Origin of the sequence: Dactylosporangium sp. NPDC049525, assembly GCF_040676755.1 — a bacterium.
Taxonomy (GTDB): Bacteria; Actinomycetota; Actinomycetes; order Mycobacteriales; family Micromonosporaceae; genus Dactylosporangium.
On sequence record NZ_JBFAPO010000093.1, the window covers coordinates 22,470 to 32,727 of the forward strand.

The 10,258-nt window shown below is 73.9% G+C and carries 10 protein-coding genes and 3 tRNA genes; 8 read left to right on the top strand and 5 right to left on the bottom strand.

What is annotated here, in order from left to right; genetic code table 11:
- Nucleotides 1-253 precede the first annotated feature (253 nt).
- From AB0K00_RS54320 to AB0K00_RS54330, 3 genes are all read left to right on the top strand, one after another.
- Nucleotides 254-1,813 carry an AAA family ATPase gene (locus AB0K00_RS54320; protein WP_363538940.1) on the top strand — a complete coding sequence of 520 codons (1,560 nt, stop codon included), beginning with the start codon at nt 254-256 and terminating at the stop codon, nt 1,811-1,813.
- Between the two features lie 183 nt (nt 1,814-1,996).
- Nucleotides 1,997-3,382: a xylulokinase gene (gene xylB, locus AB0K00_RS54325; protein ID WP_363538942.1), complete on the top strand. Its 1,386-nt coding sequence runs from the start codon at nt 1,997-1,999 to the stop codon at nt 3,380-3,382.
- A gap of 98 nt (nt 3,383-3,480) precedes the next feature.
- Entirely contained in the window at nt 3,481-4,089 is a 609-nt protein-coding gene (locus AB0K00_RS54330; RefSeq protein WP_363538944.1) for a hypothetical protein, read from the top strand.
- Nucleotides 4,090-4,143: 54 nt separating this feature from the next.
- Here the strand turns inward: AB0K00_RS54330 and AB0K00_RS54335 are convergent, their stop codons facing one another.
- On the bottom strand, nt 4,144-4,653 hold the full coding sequence (locus AB0K00_RS54335) for a hypothetical protein (protein WP_363538946.1): 510 nt from the start codon (nt 4,651-4,653) through the stop codon (nt 4,144-4,146).
- 186 nt (nt 4,654-4,839) lie between these two features.
- On the opposite strand from AB0K00_RS54335, the gene AB0K00_RS54340 reads away from it, so the two are divergent.
- The 4 genes from AB0K00_RS54340 to AB0K00_RS54355 all read left to right on the top strand — a co-directional run bounded on the left by AB0K00_RS54340 (nt 4,840) and on the right by AB0K00_RS54355 (nt 8,540).
- Complete coding sequence (locus tag AB0K00_RS54340; protein ID WP_363538948.1) at nt 4,840-5,178, top strand: hypothetical protein; 339 nt, start codon at nt 4,840-4,842, stop codon at nt 5,176-5,178.
- A gap of 99 nt (nt 5,179-5,277) precedes the next feature.
- Nucleotides 5,278-5,937, top strand: coding sequence for a hypothetical protein (locus tag AB0K00_RS54345; RefSeq protein ID WP_363538950.1), 660 nt, complete (start codon nt 5,278-5,280; stop codon nt 5,935-5,937).
- A gap of 61 nt (nt 5,938-5,998) precedes the next feature.
- Nucleotides 5,999-7,723, top strand: coding sequence for a hypothetical protein (locus AB0K00_RS54350; protein ID WP_363538952.1), 1,725 nt, complete (start codon nt 5,999-6,001; stop codon nt 7,721-7,723).
- 142 nt (nt 7,724-7,865) lie between these two features.
- Entirely contained in the window at nt 7,866-8,540 is a 675-nt protein-coding gene (locus tag AB0K00_RS54355) for an MBL fold metallo-hydrolase (RefSeq protein ID WP_363538954.1), read from the top strand.
- A 32-nt stretch (nt 8,541-8,572) separates the two neighbouring features.
- Here the strand turns inward: AB0K00_RS54355 and AB0K00_RS54360 are convergent.
- From AB0K00_RS54360 to AB0K00_RS54370, 3 genes are all read right to left on the bottom strand, one after another.
- A tRNA-OTHER gene (locus AB0K00_RS54360) sits at nt 8,573-8,656 on the bottom strand.
- 28 nt (nt 8,657-8,684) lie between these two features.
- Nucleotides 8,685-8,761, bottom strand: a tRNA-Ile gene (locus AB0K00_RS54365).
- 41 nt (nt 8,762-8,802) lie between these two features.
- Nucleotides 8,803-8,878 (bottom strand) — tRNA-Asp (locus AB0K00_RS54370).
- A gap of 322 nt (nt 8,879-9,200) precedes the next feature.
- Between AB0K00_RS54370 and AB0K00_RS54375 the strand changes: the two genes are divergently transcribed.
- The gene (locus AB0K00_RS54375; RefSeq protein WP_363538956.1) at nt 9,201-9,527 is read left to right on the top strand and encodes a YciI family protein; all 327 of its coding nucleotides are present in this window, start codon (nt 9,201-9,203) and stop codon (nt 9,525-9,527) included.
- Between the two features lie 9 nt (nt 9,528-9,536).
- Here the strand turns inward: AB0K00_RS54375 and AB0K00_RS54380 are convergent, their stop codons facing one another.
- On the bottom strand, nt 9,537-10,112 hold the full coding sequence (locus tag AB0K00_RS54380; RefSeq protein WP_363538958.1) for a hypothetical protein: 576 nt from the start codon (nt 10,110-10,112) through the stop codon (nt 9,537-9,539).
- Nucleotides 10,113-10,258 lie beyond the last annotated feature (146 nt).

Consider the following 10,258-nt stretch of genomic DNA (forward strand, 5'->3'; position numbering starts at 1 on the left):
GGTGAACACTGTAGCCGCGCCCGATGCCGCGCCCGGCCGGCCGCGTCGGCTATGGTGGCGGCATGGGTTGCTTCGCCGTCATGCAGATCCGCACCGCCGCTTAGCGGCGGTATCGCGGTTGCCGTAACCGCGGCCTCATTGCCTGCCCCGCTCGGGGTCAGTGCCAGGCATACCGCCGGATCAGTGTCCTGCCGGCAGCCATTCGCGTCTCTCCCTGCGCTGCCGGTTCGTCCTGTGTGATCCGGGGAGCAACGTGTCGCAATCGCAGCGTTTTCATCAACCATCGTCCACGCGCCCGCCGGTTGCCGTCTCCGAACGGCTGGCGCCGTCACTTCGTACCCTGGGGGCGGCCGGAAAGGCATGGCTGGCCGGGCTTCCCGGCCTGCTCGCGGACCTGGAGGCCGACTGGTCGGTCACCGTCGGCGCCGGCCTGGACGGCGGGAGGGCCGCCTACGTCGCCGAGGCCGTGACGCACGACGGCACGCCGGTCGTGCTCAAGGTGTCGATCCCGCCGGGGGTCGAGGAGCTCACGCCCTTCGACCGGCAGCTGACCGCCCTGCGCGTGGCCGGCGGCGACCCGTACGTCAGGCTGCTCCGGCACGACGCGCCGCGCCAGGCGCTGCTGCTGGAGCGCCTCGGCCCGCCGATGGCGAGCCTGCGCTGGCCCGCCGCGCGGCAGCTGGACGCGCTGGCGCGCACCGCCGCCCGCGGGTGGCGCCGCGTCCCGGCCGGCGCCCGGCTGCCCACCGGGGCGGAAGCGGCCCGCTGGCACGCGGGCTTCATCGCCTCGGCGTGGGAAGAACTGGCCCGGCCGTGCCCGCGGGAGGCCGTGGACCTGGCCCTCCGCTGCACCGCCGCGCGGGAGGCGGCGGCCGATCCGGGCCGGGCGGTGCTCGTCCACGGCGACGTGCACAACCACAACGCCCTGCGGGTGCCGTCGGGGGCGGGCTTCCGGCTCGTCGACCCTGGAGGGCTGGCCTCCGAGCCCGCCCACGACCTCGGCGTCATCCAGGCCCGTGGCGTGCAGGGCTGGATCGACGAGCTCGCGACCACCGACCCGCAGCGCGCCCTCGAGCGGATGGCCCGCGGCTGCCGGCACGCCGGCCGGCTGACCGGGGTCGACCCGCAGGCGATCTGGCAGTGGGCATTCACCGAACTGCTGTCCACCGGGCTGTTCGTCCTGCGCCTCGGCGACCACGAGGCCGCGGCGTCGTTCCTCGCCGTGGCCGGCAAGCTGGCCGCGGCCACGGCGGAAACCCGGCCCCGGCCCGTGCGGCGTGCCCCCGCCACGCTGCTGCTGATGGTCGGGCTCCCCGGGGCCGGCAAGACGACCCGTGCCATCGCGCTCGCCGAGGCGTACCGGGCGCTGAGGCTGACCCCGGACGAGTGGATGATCCCGCTGTTCGGCGAGCCGGAGGCCGGTGGCAAGCGCGACGTGCTGGAAGGGCGGCTCATCACGGTCGCGCTGCGAATGCTGCGGCTGGGCACCAACGTCGTGCTCGACTTCGGGCTCTGGGGCCGCGACGAACGCTCGGCGCTGCGCTGGCTGGCAACCGCCGCCGGGGCCACCTGCCGGGTGGTGTACCTGCCTGTCGACGCGGACGTCCAGCGCGCCCGGATCGCGCACCGCCACGCGACCGCGCCGCAGACGACGTTCCCGATGACCGACGCCGACATCGACGCCTGGCGGGCGCAGTTCCAGGTGCCCGATGCCGCCGAACTGCGCGGCGGCGCGATCCCCGACCCGCCACCGGACTGTCCCGGCTGGCCGCAGTGGGCCGCGGACCGCTGGCCGTCGCTCGACCCCACCTGACCCCCGGCACAGTTTGGAAGGGTATTGAACTAACCGGTTGAGGTGCGTAAAGTCGGCCGCAACCGCGACCTACGGAGGCACCGCCATGAGCGGCTTCACGCCTGCTCCACCGGGCCAGCGCTCGCCTGGCGGCACGTTCGGGCACCTCGACCAACCAGCCGAAGAACACCTGCGAGGCGAGCGATGACACTGGTTGCCGGCGTCGACTCGTCGACCCAGTCGACCAAGGTCGTGGTGTGCGACGCGGACACCGGCGAAGTGCTCCGCGAGGGCCGCGCCCCACACCCCGACGGCACCGAGGTCGACCCGCGACTGTGGTGGGCCGCCTACGAGCAGGCCAGCGCCGGGCTGCTGGACGGCGTCGCCGCGATCGGCGTCGGCGGGCAGCAGCAGGGCATGGTCTGCCTCGACGAGGCCGGCGAGGTGGTGCGCCCCGCCCTGCTGTGGAACGACACCCGCTCGGCGCGCGCCGCGGTCGACCTCACCGGCGAGTTCGGCGGCCCGAAGGCGTGGGCCGACGCGGTCGGGCTGGTGCCGGTGGCCAGCTTCACGGTCACCAAGCTGCGCTGGTTCGCCCACGCCGAGCCGGACCTCGCGGCCCGGACCACCACGGTCCTGCTGCCGCACGACTGGCTCACCCACCGGCTCCGCGCGGACGGCGGAGCGCCGACGACCGACCGCGGCGAGGCCTCCGGCACCGGGTACTGGTCGCCGGCGGCCGGACAGTACCGGCAGGACCTGGTGCGGCTCGCCTTCGGCCGGGACCTGGCGCTGCCGCGGGTCGCCGGGCCCGCCGAGACGGTCGGCGAGACCGCCTCCGGCGCGGTGCTGGCCGCCGGCACCGGCGACACCATGGGCGCGGCGCTCGGCGTCGGCCTGCGCCCCGGCGACGTGGCGGTGTCGCTGGGCACCTCGGGCTGCGCGTTCGGGGTGAGCGAGGTGCCGACCGCCGACGCGAGCGGCCTCGTCGCCGGCTACGCCGACGCCACCGGCCGGTTCCTGCCGCTGGTGTGCACGCTCAACGCGGCCCGGGTGCTGGTCACGGTCGCCGGCCTGCTGGGCCGGTCACCGGCCGAGTTCGACGAGCTGGCGCTGTCCGCACAGCCGGGCGCGGGCGGCCTGACGCTCCTGCCGTACCTGGACGGCGAACGAACCCCCAACCTGCCCGACGCGCGCGGCCTGCTCGCCGGACTGACCCGGGCGAACGCGTCGGCGGCGAACCTGGCCCGGGCCGCGGTCGAGGGCATGCTCGGCGGCCTCGCCGACGCCCTCGACGCGCTCCGCGCCCAGGGCACCCCGGTCAACCGGGTCCTGCTGATCGGCGGCGCGGCCAAGTCCCGCGCGGTGCAGGCAATCGCACCGGCGCTGTTCGCCGCGCCGGTGAGCGTGCCGAGCCCCGGCGAGTACGTCGCGCTCGGCGCGGCCCGCCAGGCGGCCTGGGCACTGTCCGGCGCCGCCGAGCCACCACAGTGGCCGGTCGCAGCCGAGGAGGTCACCGCCACCGTCGCCCCCGAGGTGCACGAGCGCTACGTCGACATCCGCCAGCGGGCACTCCAGCTCCTGACGTGACGCGGCGCCGGGTCACGCGCATTTGGCAACTCGTGACATGCGCTGGCCCGGCGCCCCGCACGCAGTTAACCTTGTCGATACGCGTGCGGGAGGAAACAATGCCGGAACGGCCGAAACACCTCCGATCCCGGCTGCTGTGGACCGCGGGCGTCCTGCTGGTCGCGCTCACCGCGTGCTCGCCCGACGCCGGCCCGGCCGCCGCGGCGCCGACATCCGTGCCGGTCGGTGCGACACCGGAGTCGGCGACGCTCATGGTGTGCGAGAAGGAGGTCGAGGAGGAGGTCGCCGAGGCGCTCGGCCTGCCGACCAGTCAACCGCTGACCTCCACATGGGTCGACGGGCTGTTCACCTGCGCCTACCGCTACGGCGACGCGGTGATGCCGGTGTCGGTCAAGCAGCTGCCCGACGTCAGGTCGGCCGAGGCGTACTTCGCGCAGCAGCAGGCCGCCGCGACCAACCCTGTCCCGTTCCAGGAGCTGGGCGATGCGGGATTCGCCACCAACAACGGATCGACCTTCATCCGCAAGGACCGATTCGTGCTGCGGGTCGACGTGAGCAAACTGCCCGACGTCCTGGGGCCGAAGGACACCCCGCGCAACCACGTCGGGATCGCCGTGGCCAGCGTGATCATCGGCTGCTGGGTCGAGGGCCGGAAGGTCACCGCACCGGCCGCCTCGGCGGCGCCGGTCACCTCCTCTGCGTCCTGAGGGCCGCGACACTCGACATCGGCGACAGCGGAGCCGCCCGGCTGAGCTGACCCGTCAGTCGCCGAGCATCGACTCGTACGGGCCGTGTTCACTGATCGGGCGGTAGGTGTCGTCGGCGGCTGCCGTGTGCAGCGTGGCGAGCAACGCGTCCGCGGGTGGCAGGTCCAGCTCCTCGCGGACCTGGGCACGGGTCTCGTCCAGCTCCGGGAAGTCCTCACGGATCTCGGCGTCGCACTCGGCGAGCCACGCCGCCAGGTCGTCGTCGAACGGCCGGGACAGGGCGTCGTGCAGGCTCGGCAGGCCGACCACGAGGGCGAGCGCGTCCCGCAGGTCGTGGGCGATCAGGCCGCCCTCCCCCTCCGATCCCGCGTACACCACCGCGCCGGTCGGCGTCAGCAGGAACGAGCCACCGGCGGCGTCGCCCGCGATCGGGGTCAGCTTCACCCCGCCGGCGAGGTGCACGTCCTCGACCGGGTCCAGCCGGGTGAGGTCGAAGTCGAAATGCACCGCCAGCTGCTCAGCGAGGCGCGGCGTCGCGCTGATCCGCGCGAGGAGATCCGTCACGCGCCCATCCTATCCAGCCGGTTGTCCGGCGGTGGTTGTCCGGCGGTGGTTGTCCGGCGGTGGTTGTCCGGCGGTGGTTGTCCGGCGTTGTTTGTCCGGCGTTGTTTGTCCGGCGCCTGCGGACCTGTCGGTCAACACGGCGGCCGTCCAGCGTGGACCCGGCCGACATCAACGAAAGGAGTGCAGATGCGTCAACGGATCGCAGGGATGTTCCTGACGGCGGTCACGGCCGCCACGCTCGCGGTGGCGGGCGGCGCCACGGCCGCGTACGCCGACCAGGGCTGGATCGGTCAGTGCCATCCGCAGCAATACGGGGGCTGGTGTGACGGCAACGGACCCGACTGGCAGTACCGGGGCTTCGTCTCGTGTGCCGCGCAGTCCAGCGGCAGCAAGGAGTACTACGGCCCGTTCCGGTGGGCGGGCGACAGGACCGGTTCGACGGCCAAGTGCTCGCTGGGCACCTCGTACAAGTCGGGCGGCGTCAAGACCTACTACAAGGGCACCTTGGTCGGCACCCACACCTGACCTGACACACCGCTGGCGGTCCACAGTGGACCGCCGAGAGATTGGAGTGTTTCCTTGTCACAACGAACCACAGTCCGGGCGGCAGCCTACAGCGGGGCCATGACGGTCGCGCTGGCGCTCGTCGCCGCGCTCGGCGCGCCGGCGTACGCCGAGGCCACGCCGAACGGCTCCGTCGTCGTGTCGCAGCAGGCCGGCGGTCAGGTGACGAAGGCGGACCCGTCGTGGACCGGCGACAAGCCGGCCGCGCCGGAACCGCCGGTCACCACGCAGGCGCTGTGCTCGGTGAACTGCCCGCTCACGCCGAGCGCGTCGAAGAGCATCACCCCGCCCGGCGGCACGACCGGGAACATCAACGCCTACGGCACCACCACCGCCGACGTGACCCGGCCGTTCCCGTACCTCGTGCCGTGCCAGGTGAACTACCGCAACAGCACCTCCACGGTGTCGTGGACCGGTTCCAAGCCGTACAACGCGACGAACGTGACCCAGACCGACACCTGGGACACCGACTCGATCGGCGTGTCCATCACGATCAGCAGCCCGCCCGGCGGTTCCTTCTCGCCGGCCAAGGGCACGCAGCAGTGGTCGACCACGACGGGCGACACCTGGCGTACCACGCACAGCTGGAACAACATCCAGATGCGCAGCTGCGCCTGGGGCCGGATCACCGGCGTCAACTTCAACGAGAGCGGCAGCTTCCAGTTCGGCTCCGCGTACTACGGCGTGCAGGCGTACTTCGGCGCCGGCGTCGTCGCCTGATCACCGGCCGGCCCCCGTGCGCGCGACGCACGGGGGCCGGTCCCGTCCACAAGGGAGCGTCATGAGCGAGCACGTCCGGCGGGCGCTGGCGGCCCTGCTGACCGTCACGGTCCTGGCGGCCTGCCAGTCCGGCCAGCGACCGCCGGCAGGCGCGTCCGCAACCCCGGCGGTAACCCCGGCAGCGAACCCGGCACCGGGCACCGCACCGGACGTGGGGCAGGTGCGGACGCTGCTCGCCGACTCGTGGGTCAGCGACGGCCGGCACGGCTACTTCGTCGACGACGCGTGGAGCGCGACGCGGTCGCCGTTCTCCCTCTACGACACGTACTGGCGGCTGCGGCTGGAACAGCCCGGCGGGACGGTCCTGGACCGCGACGCCGTGGCCCGCTGGCTGCCGGGACCGTTGCAGGGCCGGCAGAGCACCAGCCCGCTGCCCGCCATGGGCCAGATCAGCTACGCGGCGCGGATCGCGTCCATGATGGACATCCCGGCCAACGGCGCCGGCCCCGCGCTCGAGGCGCTGCGATCCGGCGGACGCTACCGCACCACCGGCACGTCGGCGCCGAACTGGGGCAGCACCGCCCTCGCCGTCGAAGCGCTCACCCTCTCCCGGCTGCCCGTCCCAGACGCCGTCACGGCAACCCTGCGCGCGGCACTGAGCGAGGACGGGCCGCCATGGACCGCCGCCACCGCCGTGGAGACGCTCATCCCCCAGCTGCAGGCGGCGGCCGCGCTGTCCGGCGCCGGCCTGCCCCCGCAACTGCTCGCCCGGCGCGTCCAGCAGGCGCTGCACGCACTCGGCGACCAGCCCGACGTCGTCTGGCTGGGCGCACAGGCGCAGCTGCGCGAGGACGCCGCCCGGCTCGGGATCCCCACGACCGCGTTCCCGCAGCGCGGGTGCGACCAGCTGCTCCGCCCCGACGGCACCGTCGCCGTCCCCGGCCAGGCGGCACCCGACCCGCAGCTCACCTTCTACGCGCGGGCCGTGGGCTGTGCGCGGACCGTCGTGCCACCGTCGCCACCGCGGTCCCGCGCCGGTTGGCCACCCGCCGACGGGATCGGCCGGGCGTTGCCCATCAGCCTCGCAGGTCTGCGGTTGGCTCGGATACTGGGCCCGCCCGACCCTGCGATGGACGACCGGCTGCGATCGACGCTGCTCGACACCTGGCTGCCCGCATTGTCGGGCCCGGCGCCGGCCGGCGGCATCGGACGGACCCTGGTCGCGTCCCGGCTGCGGATCCTCGCCGCCGAGGTCGCACCGGCCGAACGGACCCGCATCGACCTGGCCGTGGCCGGCGAGCGCCCCGACCTCCGCGACGACCTGCAGCGGCTGCTGTCCATGGTGGACGCCGCGCAGCTCGCCGACGACACGGCCCGCCGGGCCGCGGCGGCCGGCGTCCCGGCGTCCGGTCAACGGTCGATGTTCTCCGCCGCCGCCGAAGAACTGGCGGCACGGCTCGGCGGCGACCCGGCCCGGCATGCGAACGCCACGGCCACGACAACGGCGTTGCGCCTCGACGGTGGCCTCTACCTGGTGGCGGCCGAGCCCACCGGTACACCACCCGCGGACGCCGGCTCACTCACCGCGACCGTGCTGGCCGCCTGGATCACCGGAACCAGCGTCCCCGTCACCTGGTGGGCCGGCCGCGGCCTGTGCCGGGCCGGGCACTGCGGCGAGAACACGACCGAGGCGGCCGACCGCGACAGCACCTCCCTGCGCATCCTCGCGCTCATCCACGCCTGCGCCCAGCCCGCCTGCGGCCCCGGCATCCCCCTGCTGCTGTGAAACCGGCCCCGCGGGACGACCGCCGCACCTCCTCGATGCCGGAACGGCCGTCCACATCACCGTCGAAGGGTGAATTCCCGGCGTCCTGCGGCGACGCGCCGCCCGGTTCACGCAGGCTGAGGCCCGACGGGAAGGGGCCGGGATGCGGCGGATCGTGGACGGCGTGTGGGAGATCGGGTTCGGGTATGTGCACGCGCACCTGATCGCGGTGGATGACGGGCTCGTGCTCGTCGACACCGGGCTGCCGCGCAAGGCCGGGAAGCTGGCGCTCGCCATCCGCAGGACCGGGCATGACCTCGCCGACCTGCACACGATTCTGCTGACGCACCAGCATCCGGACCACAGCGGCTCGCTCGCCGACCTGCGACAGCGCACCGGGGCGCGGGTCGTCGCGCACCGGCAGGACGTCGCGGTCATCAGCGGCGAGCGGCCGCAGCCCCGGCACCATTGGGTGATGCGGTTGACGGCGCCGTTCCTGCGGGCGGCTCCGTCACCGGTGGACCGGGTGCTCGATGGTGACGGGCCGACCGGGGTCCCCGGGATCTCGGCGGTGCACACGCCGGGACACACGCCGGGGCACGTGTCGTTTCTGCTGGACCGGGCGGGCGGAGTGCTGTTCGCCGGGGACGCCGCCAGCGCGATGTTCGGGCGGGTGCGGGCGTCGCCGAAGCTGACCAACGCCGACCAGGCCCTCGCCGCGCGCAGCGCCGCCCGCCTGGCTGAGCTGGAGTTTCAGGTCGCGGTGTTCGGTCACGGCAGCGCGGTCACCGGCGACGCGGTGTCCCGGTTCCGCGACTTCGCCGCCCGCCGCCGCTGACCATGCGCCGCCGGTACCGGCGGAAGCGGGAGCGGAGGAGGTGGGATTCGAACCCACGGCGCCCCGTGGGGCGCCCGCCGTTTCCAGCGGCGGTTCCGAAGCCGGCCGGCTCCTCCGGGTGTCCCACCCGGTGGCCCGGGTGGGTGGTCCCGTCGGCGCGAGTTGAACGCGCTGTCTCCTCGTTATCAGCGAGGTGCCTCTACCGCTTCGGCCTCGACGGGTTGCCGGGAGGGCCGCCGCTGCGGGCGGACCTCCCGTGGTGCGATGACGACCGGATTCGAACCGGCGACCTCGGCCGTGACAGGGCCGCGCTCTGGACCAGGCTGAGCTACGCCACCAAGGGGTTGGAACGAAAAACCGCCCGGTCCCCTGTGCGGGGCGGGCGGCGTCGAGGAGTGGTCCTTCTATCCTCGTCGCCGTCGCGGCTGATCGCCGATGCGGTCAATGGGCAGCCCGACGGAGCATGCCGGCAGCTGCCGGATCTCCGTGGCGGTCCATGTCCTCATCGTGCGCTCCTGCCGGTGTGGGGTGTTTGTTGTTCGCCTTCGACGATACGAGCCGGGCGGCATCGGCGAAACCGGTTTTCCCCGGCGAGCCCTGCGGTGCGGGCCGGGCGCGCATACGATCCACAGTACGACGACCTGAGGAGGCGCAGCTGACGTGGCGAGATTCGTGACGATCGGATACGGCGACCAGGCGGGCTACGACCGCACCGACCCTGCGGTCCGGGACGAGGCGCACGCGCACGACGCTCGGATGCTCGCCGCCGGGGCCAGCGCCGGGCGGGCGGGCCCGCCGGTGCAGGTGCGCAACCACGACGGCAAGGGCGTGAGCGTGCAGAACGGGCCGTTCATGTCCGCCGGGCTGCCCCTCGCCGGGTTCGGGATCATCGAGGCCGACACCATCGACGAGGCCGTCGAGCTCGCGTCGCGGACGCCGTGCGCGGTCGCCCAGGGCGTCGTCGAGGTCTGGCCGCTGCTCGAATAGCGGCGCTGCTCAGGGGCGAGGGGCGCGGTACACCCGCGGCAGGACCGGGATGCCAGCCGCCGTGGACAGCCACGCGGCGAGCGGTTCGGCTCTGGTGTCGGTGTCGACCTCGTGGAAGATCTCGTTGTGCCGGCCCTGGCCCGAGATCGCGTGCAGGTGGACGGTCGGGACCTCGTTTCTTTCGTCCTCCCGGAGTTGCAGCGCCGCGACCCGTTCAGGGGGTCGCCGGAACCGGCCGTTGGAGACCCAGGCCCGCCCGCCGAACAGCCCGGCGGGCGTGAGGATCCACGCGTCCTGCGTCGCGGTCATGACGGCGGTGCCGATCGAGCCGCTCAGCACGATGAACACCATGCCGCACAGGATCGGCCCGCGTTCGCCGTGCACGTACATCACGATCATGTACGCGGTCAGCAGCAGCAGGCCGGTGACCGCGGCAATCGACGCGATCCGCCGCCACAGGGGTCGCAGCCGCAGCAGCACGAACGGCTGGCCGGTCGCGGGGTCGACGCGGTGCACGCCGTGCCAGCCCGGTGGCAGCCTTGGCGGGGACGGCGGTGGCCAGGTCCCGGGCGCAGGTGCACTCACGGCCGTCATTGTGTGCGGGTCGCGCAAGGCCGAGGACCGCGTGGCGCGGTGGGGGCGGGGGCCGGGGGCGCCCCCCCCCCCCGCCCACCCCCCCCCCGGGCGCGCGTGTGGGCCGGTTTGTGGTTGACCCACCCGGGGGGGGGGTT

Coding starts and splice junctions, on each gene's coding strand:
- xylB (WP_363538942.1), top strand. CDS start 1,997: ATGACACTGGTTGCCGGCGTCGACTCGTCGACCCAGTCGACCAAGGTC.
- AB0K00_RS54330 (WP_363538944.1), top strand. CDS start 3,481: ATGCCGGAACGGCCGAAACACCTCCGATCCCGGCTGCTGTGGACCGCG.
- AB0K00_RS54340 (WP_363538948.1), top strand. CDS start 4,840: ATGCGTCAACGGATCGCAGGGATGTTCCTGACGGCGGTCACGGCCGCC.
- AB0K00_RS54345 (WP_363538950.1), top strand. CDS start 5,278: ATGACGGTCGCGCTGGCGCTCGTCGCCGCGCTCGGCGCGCCGGCGTAC.
- AB0K00_RS54350 (WP_363538952.1), top strand. CDS start 5,999: ATGAGCGAGCACGTCCGGCGGGCGCTGGCGGCCCTGCTGACCGTCACG.
- AB0K00_RS54355 (WP_363538954.1), top strand. CDS start 7,866: ATGCGGCGGATCGTGGACGGCGTGTGGGAGATCGGGTTCGGGTATGTG.